General features: G+C 61.6%; 17 protein-coding genes. 3 read left to right on the top strand and 14 right to left on the bottom strand.

Annotation, left to right across the window (positions count from 1 at the left end; genetic code table 11):
- Positions 1 to 3 precede the first annotated feature (3 nt).
- The gene (locus HY556_01315; GenBank protein ID MBI4392424.1) at positions 4 to 1335 is read right to left on the bottom strand and encodes an exo-alpha-sialidase; all 1332 of its coding nucleotides are present in this window, start codon (positions 1333 to 1335) and stop codon (positions 4 to 6) included.
- A gap of 533 nt (positions 1336 to 1868) precedes the next feature.
- Between HY556_01315 and HY556_01310 the strand changes: the two genes are divergently transcribed.
- Positions 1869 to 3152, top strand: coding sequence for a geranylgeranyl reductase family protein (locus HY556_01310; GenBank protein ID MBI4392423.1), 1284 nt, complete (start codon positions 1869 to 1871; stop codon positions 3150 to 3152).
- Between the two features lie 283 nt (positions 3153 to 3435).
- On the opposite strand, the gene HY556_01305 is transcribed toward HY556_01310, so the two are convergent.
- The 3 genes from HY556_01305 to larB all read right to left on the bottom strand — a co-directional run bounded on the left by HY556_01305 (position 3436) and on the right by larB (position 5739).
- Complete coding sequence (locus HY556_01305; GenBank protein ID MBI4392422.1) at positions 3436 to 3717, bottom strand: hypothetical protein; 282 nt, start codon at positions 3715 to 3717, stop codon at positions 3436 to 3438.
- A gap of 349 nt (positions 3718 to 4066) precedes the next feature.
- Complete coding sequence (locus HY556_01300; protein ID MBI4392421.1) at positions 4067 to 4951, bottom strand: hypothetical protein; 885 nt, start codon at positions 4949 to 4951, stop codon at positions 4067 to 4069.
- The gene (gene larB, locus HY556_01295; protein ID MBI4392420.1) at positions 4951 to 5739 is read right to left on the bottom strand and encodes a nickel pincer cofactor biosynthesis protein LarB; all 789 of its coding nucleotides are present in this window, start codon (positions 5737 to 5739) and stop codon (positions 4951 to 4953) included. The genes HY556_01300 and larB overlap by 1 nt, the downstream gene beginning before the upstream one ends.
- A gap of 196 nt (positions 5740 to 5935) precedes the next feature.
- Here larB and HY556_01290 point away from each other — a divergent pair, with 196 nt between their 5' ends.
- On the top strand, positions 5936 to 6166 hold the full coding sequence (locus HY556_01290) for a hypothetical protein (GenBank protein MBI4392419.1): 231 nt from the start codon (positions 5936 to 5938) through the stop codon (positions 6164 to 6166).
- A gap of 135 nt (positions 6167 to 6301) precedes the next feature.
- Here the strand turns inward: HY556_01290 and HY556_01285 are convergent, their stop codons facing one another.
- The 3 genes from HY556_01285 to HY556_01275 all read right to left on the bottom strand — a co-directional run bounded on the left by HY556_01285 (position 6302) and on the right by HY556_01275 (position 8716).
- The gene (locus tag HY556_01285) at positions 6302 to 7009 is read right to left on the bottom strand and encodes a biotin--[acetyl-CoA-carboxylase] ligase (GenBank protein MBI4392418.1); all 708 of its coding nucleotides are present in this window, start codon (positions 7007 to 7009) and stop codon (positions 6302 to 6304) included.
- An 18-nt stretch (positions 7010 to 7027) separates the two neighbouring features.
- Positions 7028 to 7315, bottom strand: coding sequence for a 4Fe-4S dicluster domain-containing protein (locus tag HY556_01280; GenBank protein MBI4392417.1), 288 nt, complete (start codon positions 7313 to 7315; stop codon positions 7028 to 7030).
- Between the two features lie 93 nt (positions 7316 to 7408).
- The gene (locus HY556_01275) at positions 7409 to 8716 is read right to left on the bottom strand and encodes an FAD-dependent oxidoreductase (GenBank protein MBI4392416.1); all 1308 of its coding nucleotides are present in this window, start codon (positions 8714 to 8716) and stop codon (positions 7409 to 7411) included.
- 97 nt (positions 8717 to 8813) lie between these two features.
- Between HY556_01275 and HY556_01270 the strand changes: the two genes are divergently transcribed.
- On the top strand, positions 8814 to 9971 hold the full coding sequence (locus tag HY556_01270) for a hypothetical protein (GenBank protein MBI4392415.1): 1158 nt from the start codon (positions 8814 to 8816) through the stop codon (positions 9969 to 9971).
- A gap of 80 nt (positions 9972 to 10051) precedes the next feature.
- Here HY556_01270 and HY556_01265 read toward each other — a convergent pair whose 3' ends face one another.
- The 7 genes from HY556_01265 to HY556_01235 all read right to left on the bottom strand — a co-directional run bounded on the left by HY556_01265 (position 10052) and on the right by HY556_01235 (position 14421).
- Positions 10052 to 10573: a glutaredoxin family protein gene (locus tag HY556_01265; GenBank protein MBI4392414.1), complete on the bottom strand. Its 522-nt coding sequence runs from the start codon at positions 10571 to 10573 to the stop codon at positions 10052 to 10054.
- 16 nt (positions 10574 to 10589) lie between these two features.
- Positions 10590 to 11294 carry a cytochrome bc complex cytochrome b subunit gene (locus HY556_01260; protein MBI4392413.1) on the bottom strand — a complete coding sequence of 235 codons (705 nt, stop codon included), beginning with the start codon at positions 11292 to 11294 and terminating at the stop codon, positions 10590 to 10592.
- Entirely contained in the window at positions 11291 to 11437 is a 147-nt protein-coding gene (locus tag HY556_01255) for a hypothetical protein (GenBank protein ID MBI4392412.1), read from the bottom strand. The genes HY556_01260 and HY556_01255 overlap by 4 nt, the downstream gene beginning before the upstream one ends.
- 1 nt (position 11438) lies before the next feature.
- Positions 11439 to 12245 (bottom strand): cytochrome b N-terminal domain-containing protein, encoded by an 807-nt coding sequence (locus HY556_01250; protein ID MBI4392411.1) that lies wholly within the window; start codon positions 12243 to 12245, stop codon positions 11439 to 11441.
- Entirely contained in the window at positions 12245 to 13087 is an 843-nt protein-coding gene (locus HY556_01245) for a hypothetical protein (GenBank protein MBI4392410.1), read from the bottom strand. Before HY556_01245 ends, HY556_01250 begins: the two co-directional genes overlap by 1 nt.
- Before the next feature lie 108 nt (positions 13088 to 13195).
- Positions 13196 to 13507: a hypothetical protein gene (locus tag HY556_01240; protein ID MBI4392409.1), complete on the bottom strand. Its 312-nt coding sequence runs from the start codon at positions 13505 to 13507 to the stop codon at positions 13196 to 13198.
- A gap of 11 nt (positions 13508 to 13518) precedes the next feature.
- On the bottom strand, positions 13519 to 14421 hold the full coding sequence (locus tag HY556_01235; protein ID MBI4392408.1) for a hypothetical protein: 903 nt from the start codon (positions 14419 to 14421) through the stop codon (positions 13519 to 13521).
- Positions 14422 to 14459: the final 38 nt, after the last annotated feature.

Below are 14459 nucleotides of genomic sequence, written 5' to 3'. Positions count from 1 at the left end.
GGTTCAAGCCTCGCCGACGTAGCCGATGAGCGGCACCGCGCCGCTAGCGTCGGTGTACGCAATATGCGCTTTTCCTTGACCGTCGAGGTCCACTTCGAAGAAGTCGAGGAGGTTGCGGTCCTTCGCGCGGTTGTCCGTGACGCATCCAAGGCCACTTCCACAGATGGGCCCGTGTTTTATCGGTTTGCCGACGGCGTCGCCGACGGTCATCGTCTCGGCGGGCGTTCCCGGGTTCTCGATGGCGGCCATGACGACGTACCAATCCACGTCGAGAGAGTCAGGCGAACCGGCCTCGCCGGCGCCGTACCAGGCAACGACGGCACGCCTGTCATGATGGATCGCGACCGTGGCCATCATGGCGGTCCCGTCGAGCGTGTCGACGCGGCGCGGTTCGGTCCAGCTCTTGCCTGAATCCCGACTGAACGTGTAGTAGACCGACGAGCCGCCCTCGGGACGCGCTTCCGTCCACGTTATCGCGACCATCCCGTCGCTGTCGGCGTCGACCCAGGGCCCGATGATGGTGGTGAAGTTCCCGCGGTCCCTGTGGATAGTGGTCAATTCGAATGTCTTGCCTCCGTCTTGCGAGCGGAAGAGTTTCACGTCGGCGCCGCTAAGGCAAGCGAGGTAGACGGTGCCGGCCTCCGGGTCGGCGGCGATGTTGCCGACTCCGCCGCAGCCTTCGAGCTTCACAGGCGCGTCGAACGTGTAACCGCTGTTGGCCGAGCTTGAGACGTAGTGACCGGCGGCGAGTTGGAGGAACGAGACATGGACGAATCCATTGCGGGACGCCGCGGCCCACGGCCTGTCGATTCCCGGCAGAGTCGAGGCGATCGGGTTCACGAACGGCCACGTCTTCCCGTCATCGGAGCTCGTGCCCAACGAGACGGAAGCACCGGACATGTCGGGAAAATAGATGGTGCCCGCGAAATCGGCCGCCAGGTCCGATTCGACGCCTGGCCCGGCGTTTCGAGCGCGGATGATGTCTAGAAGGTCCACGAAGTCCCACGTCTTGCCGCCGTCGCTGCTACGCCAGATGTAGCTTTGACCGGCATCCGTCGCAGCGTCCGCGGGGTTCGTCGCATAACGAGTCGCGCCTCCAGCGCCCGTGATGAGGATCGTCCCGTGTTTCGTCACGAGGATGGACGGTTCGCCCGACCAGCGTTCGGGATCCACGATGGCCGGAAGTCTCATCGTGAGACCAGAGGCCACGCCCGCGAGGTCGTCCGGAATCAGGCCGGAAAGCGAGTTCGCATCGACGCCTCCGGGCCCTTGCGTCACGCAGCCCGAGGCGGCCGTGAAAATAAGCACCGTCGCTAGGGAAACCGCGGCCCGCATCGGTCGCATAAGTCGGCTCGACCCTTCATAAGGCTTGTTGTGCGACAAACGGCCGCCCGCGCCACGCTGAGGGCCGCCCATCAAGGAGACCGGACCAAGGCCGGAAATCTGGAGGACATTTGACCGCGTTTTTCACGCAATGTCGGTCATTTGATGACAATCGGAATCAAAACGTTTATCGAGAATAGCGCGGATTCTTGTGGCAGTCTGCAAACGACCAAGAGGTTCACCCATGTATTCGAACGGCGTATGCACTTGCGACTTCTGCCACCGTAGCATGGCCGATGAGGGGTTAGGCTTCTATCGGCACATCGAGGCCAATAGCGATTGCGAATACCTGTGGAGCGTCTGGAAAGACCGGATAAGCCGGGATTGGTCTGGCGGCGGCTGAAAACGTAGGGCTGTCGGCGACGTCATCGCCCTCTTCATCCGTCTATCTCGCCCCTTGGGCCCCGCCGACCATCATCTTGACAATCGAAACGTTCATGTGACCTGCCCCTTTCTCCAGCCACTATCCAACTTGGAGACGACCCTTGGCGCCTACTAGTGGAATCGATTTTGACGCGATAGTCGTCGGCGGAGGACCGGGTGGTTCAAGCTGCGCTGCGTTCCTCTCCCGGCACGGCCTCAAGACGCTTCTTCTTGACAGGGCCACGTTCCCGCGCGACAAGACCTGCGGGGACGCGATCTCGGGCAAATCCATTTCGGTCCTTAGCGAACTCGGTCTCACCGAGTACGTCGAAAAGGAGCCGCATGGCCTCGCAAACGGCGTCACCTTCTCCTCCCCGAAGGGCGACCTCGTCACCATCCCCTTCCCAAAACGCGTGAACCCCGAGACGATGAAGGGCCAGCGCCGCCACGAGTACCTGAACCCCGGCTACGTGTCGCGCCGCTACGTGTTCGACAACATCGTCTTCCAGAACGCGAAGGCGCAACCTAACGTCACGACGTACGAGAACTTTGAGACCACCGACCTCACTTGGCAGGACGGCAAGGTGACGGGCGTCGTTGGCAAGCACAACGGCGTCGAGAAGCGGTTCACGGCGAACGTGGTCGTCGGGGCGGATGGGGCGCTTTCGGTCGTCGCGAAGAAGGTGGGTGCCTTCACGGAGCACGACGACCACTGGATCGGGGCGCTTCGCATCTACTACGAAGGCGTCACCGACGTCACGGAGAACATCGAGATCCATTTCGTCGATTCGCTTCTACCCGGGTATTTCTGGATATTCCCCCTCGAGAACGGCATGGCGAACGTGGGCTCCGGCATGATCCAGACCGATCTCAAGAAGGCCAGGAACGGCCACAAGGTCAACCTGAAGGACGAGACTTACAAGATCATCCGCGAGCACCCGATGTTCAAGGAGCGTTTCAAGAACGCCAAGGAGGTGCCGGGCTCTTTCAAGGGTTGGAAGCTCCCGTGCGGAAGCGAGCACCGAAAACTCGCCGGCAACGGTTGGGTGCTCGTGGGCGACGCGGCGCAACTCATCGACCCGTTCAGCGGCGAGGGGATCGGGAACGCGCTCGTCTCCGGACATCTCGCCGCCGAGACCATCGCCAGCGCTTCGAAAGAGAAAGACTTCTCTGAAAAACGCCTCCAATCGTACGAGGCCAACGTCTGGAAGACCTTGGACCACGAGCTCCAGGCGAGCTACAGGCTGCAAAAGATCGGCCGCAGGACCTGGCTTCTCAACTTCGTCTTGCGGCGAGCTGCGACGCGACCGAAGGTGCGCGAGATCATCAGCGAGATGCTCGCCGACCGCGAGAAGAAGGCGGAGTTCTCGAGTTTCTGGTTCTACGTGAAACTCCTCCTTGCGTGAGTTTTCCGTCGACATTTTTTGCGTCGAAGCCGCAAAAGGGTCGCGCGGGACGAAGGCAGAGTTATCGAGTTTCTGGTTCTACGGGAAACTGCTTCTGGCGTGAAGGAGATCGGTCGTGCGCCGGATCATGCCGTCGCGATGACGCCATCGTTCAAAGCCCGGGGCGAAGCCCTGCTGCGTGGTCGTTTCCCTTGGCAAAGGCTGGGCCACCGAAGAAGGATAGAAAAAACGAGGGCGCGGGGGTCCACTTGCCCGCGCCGTCCGTGCCGGCCACGTCTGATCGCTAAAGGAGCGGCGCTGCGAGCAACGCCGGGTCCCGCTTCCATGAGCCTCCGAAGAGGATCTCCGCGGCGTCGTCGTGGTCGAGTTCTACCACGCGCCTTACCGGAAAGCCGTCGGTGTTCCCGTTGAGCGTCACGTAGATGCTTTCCTCATCGCTCGATACGTCCTCGACGTCGTAGCCTTCTGCCATCAGCCTCTCTATGTCCCTGATTTTCACGTTCATGTCTTTTGCAGCCTCTTTTTCTGTTTCGGTCTCCCGAGGCGCGATGCCCCGATCAGGCAAGCCGGGCGGATCCTTTTCCGTCCCGCAACCAGTGACCAGTCGCGTCCGTGGCGCCGAGCGCCGTTTCGTAAGAAGTACTCCAACCTATTTCTAAGGCCAAAGGAGGGGAAGTACCTCAGGTGTTTAAGGGTAAAAGTAACCAGAAACGAGGCGGTTGATTCTTACCTGGGGAATTGGGAAACAAGGCCTTTGGGGCAATTCTCCCCGACAGCCTGTGGTTAAGTGCATGGAGCCCGGCCGGGGCGAATGGACCGGCGCCCCGTTGCAAAACGCGATGCCCGGGCCTGCTTGCGGGAAAACCCGCTTCATGGGCCTTGCCCAAGACACGCGCTGGGGCGTTGGACCCTGTCTAGAGCCTTACTTTCTTGCTCTTTAGAAGCGCCTGCAAGGCCTCGTCCGCTTCCTTGTCCTTTGCAGCCTCGTCGGCGAAGGCGTCCCTCACTTTCTTCCCGTGGCTGTCGACGAGTTCCTTGTGCTCTTGCCAGATCTTCCGCTCCTCGTCGCGGATCGACAGGACCTCGCCGCGTAGCGCCACCGCCTTTTGATGGAACTCGTCCGCCCTGGCCTTCAGCTCAAGGTATTGTTTGTGCTTCTCGTCGGAGCGGCCCCTGAGATGGTCTAGCTCGGTCCTCATGGGCTGGATCTTGGCGTGGACCTCTTGGGCCAAGTCTGACAGCCTCACGACCTCCGCGTGCTCGTCGTCGGCGAGTTTTCGAAGCCCGTCTATCCTCGTATCCAGGTCTTTCACCTCAGTGAGGAGATCGACCTCGACGGTCGCGAGTTTCTTGGCCTCGTCGAGCTCCTTTCGCCGCTCCTTTATCTCGTCGATGATGTCGTTCTCTTCGGACGTCTTCATGACGCCCGTCTCAAGCTTGAATTCGAGCGTCTTTATCTCCGCATCGAGTTCCACGGCGCGGCCGCGTTGTCCTCGCGGGCCGGATTCGCGTTTGCCCCTCTTCGTGTCGATGAGGGCGCGCGCTGCGTCCTGGTACTCGTTGCGCTTCTCCTTGTGGATCTTCATCTCGGCGTTGAACGCGTCCCGTTCCGCCTGGAGTTTCTTCACCGCATCGATGATGCGGGTGCGCTCGGCGTTGGCGACGTCGCGCTCCTCGCGGGCCGTGCGCGCCTCACTATTGAGGTCGTCGCGGCGCTCGTAGAGTTTTTCGAGCCTTTTTTCCGCGTCGGCGCGTTGCGTCTTCTTCTCCTTGAGTTCAGCGTCGGTTTCGTCGTCCACTACTTTCCCTCATGACCGTTTTTCCGCAGGGGTGCCCGTCTGCGGATGCCCTGGTCTCCCTTGCCGGCCGCCTTCCAGACGTTTCGGGCGATCTGCGCGGCGCACGCGCCGGCAACGAATCCAGCGTCGATGTTGGTGACGGTGATGGGCGAGCAGGATTGGAGCATCGCCTTGAGGGCCGCCTCTCCCTTGCCGCCGAACCCGTAACCGCTTGACACCGGTAATCCGATGACGGGCTTGTCCACCAAGCCCGACACCACGGGCGCCAAGGCCGCTTCCCGACCGGCGACCGCGATGATGACGTCCGCTCTCTTGAGTTTATCCACGATAGCAAGAAGGCGCGTGAGCCCCGCGACCCCTACGTCGTAATGGGTCTCGACGCGCACCCCCATCTCCTCTGCGACGACCCGGGCCTCCTCGGCGACACCCACGTCGGTCGTTCCCGCAGCGACGATGGCCACGATCCCTCGCTGGAGCGGTGTGCGGCTCCCTTTCTTCGCGATGACGAGTATCCTCCCCGCCTCGTTGTATTCTTTGGACCGCCCTTTCGGGATGCGCAAGCGCCGGGCCTCTGCCCGGTCGATCCTGCTCACGATCACGCGCGGTCTCGCGTCGGCGTAGGCGCCCACGATCGCCTCCAATTGGGTCGCGGTCTTTCCTTCTGCCACGACCACCTCGGGTATCCCCGTGCGGTTTTCCCGGTCGATATCAAGGCGTGCGAAGTCGCCGACGTGGCGTATCGCGTCCGCGGCTTGATGCGCGCCGTTCATCCCATTGCGCCGTTTCATACGATGTGGAGACGCTAACGCCGCCCATTGATAAATGTGCACCCCGGTTTCATACACTGTCGCGAAATCTTTCCGCAGAAGATGCACTGCCACAAAGCCCGAAAGGCGTAGCTTTAAGCAAACGAGGTAACATTCTGTAATCAAGAACATTTCAACGAAATTGTTGAAATGATTAGATACATGGGGGAGCAACTTCATGGAACCGAATGACGAGGACCTGGCGCGATTGAAGGAAGTGAAGGTGAAGATCCCTATCAATTACCACATCAAACTGCACTCCATGAAGGTGCTGACGGGAAAACAGATCAGCGACACCATCACCGAGGCGCTCGACAGGTACTTCCACGAACTGAAGGGGCCCAGCGCCTTGGAGGCCCCGGACCCGGCCGCCATCTCACAACTGCGTAGCGGCATCGAGGAACCATGACCGCCTCCTTGTAAAGACCCGGTCCACTCGGCGCTCATGCCACCGCATCGCCACGGGACCGGAAGCATCCTGAACTTGGGAACATTGAAAGACAGGGGCACGGACCACGCGTCCTTGAAGCTTGGAGGAACATCCTCAATCGAGCGATGAAAGGACGACACGCCTCCCGCCGGTATCGACGATCAGCCTCCCGTCGATGTCGACGCCCACGGCCCGGCCCCTGCCGCCTCCATACGTTCTCGGCACCTCGACATCCTTGCCGAAAGTCTCGCACGTCACCTCATAATCCGCTTTCAAGGCCGCCGCGTTTTCCGATAGCCGGGTGGCGAGGGCGTCAAGGAGCGCCCCGAGCAACTCGTCGGGCGTAGTGGCCCCGGCCAGATTCGAACTTTCGCGACCCGCTTCCAGTTCCATGGGCGGGTTATTGACGTTCATCCCGACGCCACACACGCAAAAGTCGAGCTCCGGGCCCTTCCAACGCGGCTCTATGAGGATGCCGCCGAGTTTACGGCCGTCGAGCATGATGTCGTTTGGCCACTTGAGTCGGCAGGACCTCCCCGCGGCCTTCTCCACGGCGTCAACGGCGGCAACGCCGAACACCATCGGGAGAACCAAGACGCCGGACGGAACTTCCCTCAAAAGCACTGAACACCAAAGACCGCCTTCGGGTGAATGCCAGCGTCTCGCCCCCCGGCCGCGGCCCGCCGTTTGTGCCCTGGCGACGACGACCGTGCCATGCACTGCACCGCTTTCGGCGAGTCGCTTCGCCTCGTCGTTGGTCGAATCGATCGAGCCGAGGCGGACGATCCTCCAATCCGTGGCTATCCTTCCCCGAGCTTCAATCGCGCCAACGGCCCGGAATCAGCCTTCACGGTACCTGACCCCCAATCCCCCATGCGGATACGTCCACCGGACCGCCTTGTTCCCACCGTTGTGGCAGACGACGCGGCAGGTCCCGCACTCGACGCACCCCTCGTACTGGAACGTGAGAACGCCCTCGTGAAGGGTGTAAAGGCGCGAAGGGCACGTGTTGAGACACGGCTTCTCCACGCAATCGACACAGAGGCGGTTGTCGACCGTGATGTGCGGCTCCTCAAACTGGTCGAAGACCGTCGTCCCCAAGCGCTCCTCTATGGAGAGGCGCTTCATGAGTTCAGCAAGGCCCATGGCGAGGACCTCCGGGGCATTGGGTGACGCGCGGACGGAGGCGCGGACTCAGGACATGCACCAGGCTGGCCACGATCACAGCGAGCGCACCCCCTTCAAAGCGTCCATAGCGAGGGTAACAGGGCTTACGTGCCTCATCAAGACCTGCCGCACCTCTTTCCTTGACAGGTGCTTCTCCCCGTCGACCGTGAAGAGCGTCTCGAAGAGGTCCGAGATCATCTCCGGGTAGGTCGTGTACATCCTGGGGTTTGAAAGGAAACCCGGCGCGTTCCTGAAACGCTTCATGTCTTTGAGCACGAAGCTCTGCTTCAGGAGGCGTTCGTATTCCTTGAGGCCGCCTCGCGTGAAATCGCCCTTGTCTTTCGCCCTTTTCACGGCGACGCCGGCGATGCGCCCCGATTCGATGGCGAGGTCCATGCCGCGGAAAGTGAGGCCTGCGTTGATGACGAACCCCGCGCTGTCGCCCGTCAAGAGCGCCCCGTTGTGGGCCAGGACCTTCGGCACTTGGCGGTAGCCGCCTTCGGGCACCATGTGGGCGCTGTACTCGACGACCTCGCCTCCTCGAAGGAGTTTCGCAAGGTACGGGTGCGTCCTGAAGTCCTCGACGAGTTCCGGCACCTGCCTTCTCTTATCGCGAGCATGCTCGAAGCCCATCGCGGAATCGATAGGCATCACGATGCCGAGCGATACGGAGTCCCTGTTGGTGTAGAGGAAACCGCCCCCTGGAAGCCCCGACGTGGGGGCGCCGACGAAGACCTGCGCCATGCCCTCATCCATTCCCAACCTGAACCGGTCGTTGATCACGTCGGCACCGAGCTTGATCACTTCCTTGACGCCGACGGCCGTCTGATGGGGCTTCAACGGCGGTTTGAGTCCGGCCTGTTCGGCAAGGAGCGGGTTCGCGCCCTCGGCAAGGACGACGGAATCGGCAAGGAGCTTGTCGGATCCGGCGATGACCCCTTTCACCTGACCGTCCTCGATGTGCAACCGGTCGATGCGAGCACCCGGGATGATCATCGCGCCCCTAGCCGCCACTTTTTCCGAGAACCACGCGTCGAACTTCGTTCGAAGGACGTTGTAGGAGTTATGCAGGTCGCCGAGTTTCTTCGATTCGAAATCAATGGAGAACGCGCTTTCACGCGTCATGAACGTGACGCCTTCCCGGGTCACCGCCCGCTCCACCGGGGCTTCCTCCCAGAAGCGCGGGATGAGCTTTGCGAGCGCGTGCGAGTACATCCTGCCGCCCGAGACGTTCTTCTGGCCCGGCACCTTCGCCTTCTCGACGACCAGCACTTGGAGGCCGTCCGTCGCCATTTGGTAGGCGGCCGCGAGGCCTGCCAACCCGGCGCCGACGACGATGCAATCGAACTTCTCGTCCGGCATGTTGACGGCGCATCGGGAGATCGGTACTTAAGGGTTCGGGAAGTGGTTTCCAAGGGAGAAAAAGTTAAGCGAAGGGCGCTTCTTGGAGCGACGGACAATGGCAAGAAGACCCCCTTCCCGTGCCTCCATCGTCGCTGTCTTGGTGGCCGCCTCATGCGTTTCGTCGTTCGCTGGAGCGATCTCACCGGGGGGGATCGGTGTCACGCATACGGGCGGTACCCATGCTGTCGAAGTGCCAGTGGCGACGTTTGCGGGCGAGGCGGACGGACTCGAACTCCACGTGGACGCCTCCGCGAGTTACGACCCGTACGGTCGGCCATTGTACTACAACTGGTTCTGGGGCGACGGTACGGGCGGGGCGGGCGGGCCGCTGAACAACCACAGTTACAAGAAGAACGGTTGCAACGGCGGCCCCCTGTGCCAGGTGAGGCTCCAAGTGACGGCGGCGAACGGCACGAGTAACGGCGTCGATTACGCGAACGGGAACTTCACCATGCTCGCACCTAACACTGCCCCGCGCGTCGTCATCGCTTCACCCCGTGACGGGGCCAAGTTGAGCCGCAATTTCACGATACGGGGCACGGCCGAGGATGTCGACGGCGACCCGCTCACGGTGAGCGTCACCATCGGAAACGGCCCGACACGTATCGCCACCGGCTCGGAGACCTGGCGTCTCGACGTGCATAACGCGCTCTTCGAACGCGGCGTAGTCCCGATCCGCGTCGTTGCAAGCGATGGCCGCGCGATTTCCGATGCCGCGACATCGACGGTCGTCCTCGTCGCCGAGGGCGAGGGGGAAGACGAACTGCACACGGGGACATCAGGTGGCTCCGGCGACATCGAACTCGTGGTGACGAAGCCGGAACCCGGGACCGTCCTCTCGGGCGACGTGTTCTACCTCGAAGGGACGCTCACGAGCGGCGCGGCCGGACATTTCGAGATCCAAGCGCGGATCGGCGCCCTTACGCTTATCTCATCGAGCATCTCCACCGGCCAGTTCAGCCTCGAGGTGAGTACTCCCGTCATATCAAGCGCCAGCCAGAACCTCACGGTCACCGTCACCGGCGGGGGCGACCAGGTCGTCGTGAACGTGCCCGTCAAGGGACCGCCTGGAGACCCACAAACGACGGTCAGGGAATCAGACGGCGCGAAGGACCTGGAGGGTGGCGACGGGACAAGACCCGCGCCCGGCCCGGAGTTCGGCGCGCTCGCCCTCTCCGTCGCGCTGGCCCTGTCGCTTGGGCGCAAGCGATGACGCGACACCTCCGCCGCCTTACGTCGGAGAGGTTCTTTCCAAAACGCGTGGCGCGCTTTCCCGGTCGTGGAGCGTGACGCCTACAGCAAGCGGCGCTTCAACGCTTTGCGCAGGGGCTTGACCTCGGCGCGCAGCCGGAAGATCTCTTCACCACGTAGGACCCCGACGGGGACGAGGTCACCGTACTGTCGCATGAGCGCCGGGTCGGAATCGACGTCCACTTCCAAAATGTCGAAGACGAATTCCTTCTGAAGCGCCTCAAGAAGCGTCGCGGCCTCCCCGCAGAGGGCACACTCGCTTCTCACGTAGAGTGTCACCGCAGGGCGCGCGTCCTTGAGCGCTTCGGACTCGTCGATCCAGACCTTCTTTCCAAGAAAACCGGTCTTTTGCGTGCGGCCGTACCCTTCGGTCTCGAAAAAGACCGGGATGACGCTCACGCCTATCCCGGCCACAAGAAGCGAAAGCCCCAAGGGGAGATTGACGGGGAAGACGTGGGTGATGCCGAAGGAATTGTCAAGACCGAGCGCGAAGAGGACGGCGCCGAACAGTTGCGCGAAACGGACGAGGCGTTTGAACGACTCGGGGGAGACCTTTTGGCTCATCGCGCCATGGTCCCGTCTACCTTACCTTGTAATACGTCCTGTTCAGGTTGAACTCGTAGCCGCCCAACCTCTGGACCTTCTTGAGTCCCATGTAGGTGATCGCGAAGAAGACGACTGGCAGCGTCCAGACGAGCCAAGCGAGCAGCGACACCTCGGGGACTAGGATATCCGTACCATATGTCGGGATGCCTGGATAGATGGGTTTTGCGTACTCGACGTAGACGACGCCGTTGATCGAGTACAACGTCACCATGAAGGTGAACACCAGCCCCGCTATCCCGAAGGCCGCCTGGAAGGGAGACTCGACGGGCCGCTTGCTCTTTCCCCGATCGATGAAGGGGATGACCGCGAGGATGCCTACGAACACCATGTTGAGGAGGATCCCCATGAGTTTCCCGCTCACGAGTTCCGTCTCACCGAATGTTATCGGGATCGCGACCCCTGGTTTGAGAAGGCCGTACGACCAAAGGAGGTACCAGTCAGGAAGGATCACCTCGGGCTGCCCCGCCGGGTTCGCCGGTGCTTCGAGGTAATAAGGCGTGAGGGCGCAAAGCACCATTATTATCCCCATGAAGAAGAACAACATCGCGCTGTCGCGAACGACCTCGTGTGGCCAGAACGGGTGGCCTTCGACGGCGCGGTAACGCTTCTTCGAGCGTTTGTCCGCCTCGATGGCCTTCGCGTCCTTCAGGTATTCCATCGTGAGCTCGGAGAGGCTCATAGGGACACCGTCCCCCGCGCCTCAAGCCGGCGCACGATGGTGATCTGTGACGAGGATCCGCCGCTCGACACGCGGGGAATGGAAGCCACCGCTGCCTTCGGGCGCTTCGCGCTTACGTCCCGGGGCGTGGCGTCCATGGTCATGTCAATGCGGCTCCGCGATGCCTTGCATCCAAACGAGCGTCATGTGCAGTATCATGAGGCCGAAAGCGACGGCCGGGAGGAGGAAGATGTGGAGGACATACATCCTCGTGACCGTGGCCTGGCTCAACTCGAGCCCGCCAAAAAGCATCCCGGCGAGCCAATTCCCGATCACGGGAGAGGCAAGCGACATCTCAAGGCCGATGCGGCCGGCCCAGAAGCTCAACTGGCTCCAGGGAAGAAGGTACCCGGAGTAGCCGAGAAGGATGGTCACGCCGAAGAGCCCGACACCTATGAGCCAGTTCAGTTCGCGGGGCTTCTTGTAGGCCTGCGTGAAATAGACGCGTATCATGTGGAGCACGACAGCTGCCACCATTATCATCGCCGACCAGAAGTGTATCGCGCGGATCATGAAACCGAACGGCACGTTGATCATTATGTCGACGACCGAGCCCCAGGCCTCGGACGCCTCGAAGCCCATCACGGTCTTCGGGGCCGTTGACGGGATGTAGTAGAGCGCCAAGACTATCCCCGAGACGGTCGCGACTATGAAGGCGATGAACGAGATGCTTCCGAAGGAATACAGGGGGTACCAGTACCAGATGGAGCGGAGCTTGTACTTCTCGGTGTGGCTACGCGGGAACTGCATGTTGAGCCCGTAGTAGAAGTCCCTGAGATCGTCCATGTAGGCCCTGATGCGCAATCGCTCGTCGAGCCAAGCGAACGTGATGAGGAAGGCTTTCTCGAAAAGGGTGACCTTCCTGTAGACACGCGTCGTCGCGACTTGTGCTTCCTTCGTGGTGGTCGCCATCAGTGTCCGTCCTCCACGGTGCGGACAAGGTCGTATGCCTTGATGGTGACGGGGTCATAGACCGAGAAGTGGCAGGTGCAGAAGAGCTTGTCCGAGAATCCCTGGGAGGCCGCCGTCTTCGATTCGTGGTAGCCGGGGACGCAGCAGAAGTGCTTGCAGAACGAGACGAAAGCCATGAGGCTCCCGCTCTTGTCCGGAAGTCCAGGTGTCCCTGCGAGGAAACCGTTCTTGATCCCGGCGGGCTCGAAATTGAGCTTCGAGGGGTCGACTTTCACGATGATGGCGGTGATGATGTTGTTCCCGGTCTGGCCTTTGCTACGCCACTTGACGGCGGCGCCCTTTCCCACACCGGTGGCACTCAGCGGCCCATCGAAATCCGAGGCGAGGACACGGGAGCCGAGCTTTGACTTGTACCAGAACTCGAAACCGGAATCCGGGATGGAGACGACCTTCTCCTCGGTGAGGAAGTATTCGAGCACGTTGTCGCCGGCGCTGTAACTTTCCTGAAGGCCAGGCGCGGCGTCGTGGCCGCAGTACTTGAACCAGTCGAGGAAATTCGTCTTTCCGTCGGTTGGGACGCCCTCGACCTCGCCCGCGCCGTTGATCTTGAGAGGAAGTTGCGGTATCCCTTGAGGCGCCGGACCGCTCACCTTTTTCGCGCCGATGAACGGGACGACCACCGAGGAACCGCCCTTTTGGACGGAGAACGGGTTGAGGATGGCCGCCGCGGTCGCACCGGTGGCTCCAAGCGCCGCTACACCCATCGCACCCTTGACGAAGGCCCGACGGGAGATCTTTCCTCCCTTTCCGCCTTCAGAGTCCAGTTCGGGGTCGATGCTCATCTTGGTCCCAAGCCCTTCATGTCCATCTTTCGTCGGTTCCGCCTTTGAAGGCCGCTCCATTACGGCCCATACTGCTCACGTGGCCTTCCGACCGGGCATCATGCACGGTCACAAGTCTTCGTACTTGTCGCGTCGCTTCTTCACTACCATGACGTCTGGAAGGAAGTAGCGCCTGTAAAGTGAAAGGATGAACGCCATGCCGATAAAGGCGCCACCGAGGTCGAGCGCCAGGACCTGTTGGGTGGCGATGGTGTTCCCACCCGCGAAGAGGCCTATTATGAAGGCGACGGAGAAGTAGAGGACGATTATGGACAGGAGGACGATGGCGACGGCGACCGACGGGGGCTCCGTCGCCGCTTCCGAGCGTGTCACGTCGCCCTGTTGCGGCCCCTTCTTGATCGTGCGTTGGGTAGCGGCCATTTCCGTTCCTCCTATATGAGCTTTGAAGCGAACGCGATCTCGAGTGCGATGAGAATCGCAGCGATTATCGCCATCCACATGAGGAGCTTGTTCGTCTTCGCGTCGGTGACGACGGACCCGGCGCCCTTCGAAGCGCCCTCGCTCCTGTCGCGGTGATCGGTCGCATGCTTCGATTCACCGTACCGGAGGATGAAGAAAGTGAACACATAGAGGACGAAAAGCGCCAAGAATGACGCGACGCCGACCCAGTGGGCGTGCCAGGTGACGCCGATCTCGTTCACGGGGATGCCGCCGCCCGCGTGCCCGCCGGCGGCCGCGGCGCCCGAGCCCTCCGATATGAGGATGACGCGGTTCCAAGCGTCTTGTTGGGCGGTGCCGACTTCGGGGGTCTTACCCTCCTCGTCCTGCACGCCGTTCCCGTTCACGGCGTTCACCGTGAGGATGAATTCGACGGGGCCGCTCGGGGCGGCCGGGGCGACCCACTCGACCATCCACGAGCGCTGCTTGTTCCCCGCCGGGGTCTGCGTCGCATCGTTCGTGATCTCCATTATCTGGACGTCTTTGGCGTCCTTGGGCACCTGGAGTCTTCCCGCGGACACGTTGAGGTTGAACCCGCCTTGAGCCTTTCCCGGCGCTACGTCGGGCCCGCCAGAGAGGATGGAGATGTTGATCGGGTAGGTCTTCTGGGTGTACTTGTCGCCGATCGTGTAGTTCGCTGGGATGCCTTCGAGGCCGATCTTCACTGCACTACTTGGAAGTTTGTTGTGGCACGTACAGCCGACGACGAGATCTGGGTCGATCCGCCTGTCCAATCCGCCTGAAAACGCCTCGATGTCCGTGGCAACCGCCACGGCCGCCGCCAAGAGAAGGACCGTCACGAGGACGCTTCTGTTGCGTGAAGAGTGGAAAGCCATCGTGCTCGGGCCCGGATTCTAATAGAGGTATTTAAGGG

This window comes from Euryarchaeota archaeon, from assembly GCA_016207515.1.
In the GTDB taxonomy this organism is placed as follows: domain Archaea; phylum Thermoplasmatota; class SW-10-69-26; order JACQPN01; family JACQPN01; genus JACQPN01.
Note: the sequence above shows the minus strand (reverse complement) of the source record. Positions and strands in the feature narration are given on the sequence as shown.

Coding starts and splice junctions, on each gene's coding strand:
- HY556_01265 (MBI4392414.1), bottom strand. CDS start 10,573: ATGAGCCAAAAGGTCTCCCCCGAGTCGTTCAAACGCCTCGTCCGTTTC.
- HY556_01260 (MBI4392413.1), bottom strand. CDS start 11,294: ATGAGCCTCTCCGAGCTCACGATGGAATACCTGAAGGACGCGAAGGCC.
- HY556_01245 (MBI4392410.1), bottom strand. CDS start 13,087: ATGAGCATCGACCCCGAACTGGACTCTGAAGGCGGAAAGGGAGGAAAG.
- HY556_01275 (MBI4392416.1), bottom strand. CDS start 8,716: ATGCCGGACGAGAAGTTCGATTGCATCGTCGTCGGCGCCGGGTTGGCA.
- HY556_01290 (MBI4392419.1), top strand. CDS start 5,936: ATGGAACCGAATGACGAGGACCTGGCGCGATTGAAGGAAGTGAAGGTG.
- HY556_01315 (MBI4392424.1), bottom strand. CDS start 1,335: ATGCGGGCCGCGGTTTCCCTAGCGACGGTGCTTATTTTCACGGCCGCC.
- larB (MBI4392420.1), bottom strand. CDS start 5,739: ATGAAACGGCGCAATGGGATGAACGGCGCGCATCAAGCCGCGGACGCG.
- HY556_01235 (MBI4392408.1), bottom strand. CDS start 14,421: ATGGCTTTCCACTCTTCACGCAACAGAAGCGTCCTCGTGACGGTCCTT.
- HY556_01250 (MBI4392411.1), bottom strand. CDS start 12,245: ATGGCGACCACCACGAAGGAAGCACAAGTCGCGACGACGCGTGTCTAC.
- HY556_01280 (MBI4392417.1), bottom strand. CDS start 7,315: ATGAAGCGCCTCTCCATAGAGGAGCGCTTGGGGACGACGGTCTTCGAC.
- HY556_01270 (MBI4392415.1), top strand. CDS start 8,814: ATGGCAAGAAGACCCCCTTCCCGTGCCTCCATCGTCGCTGTCTTGGTG.
- HY556_01240 (MBI4392409.1), bottom strand. CDS start 13,507: ATGGCCGCTACCCAACGCACGATCAAGAAGGGGCCGCAACAGGGCGAC.
- HY556_01255 (MBI4392412.1), bottom strand. CDS start 11,437: ATGACCATGGACGCCACGCCCCGGGACGTAAGCGCGAAGCGCCCGAAG.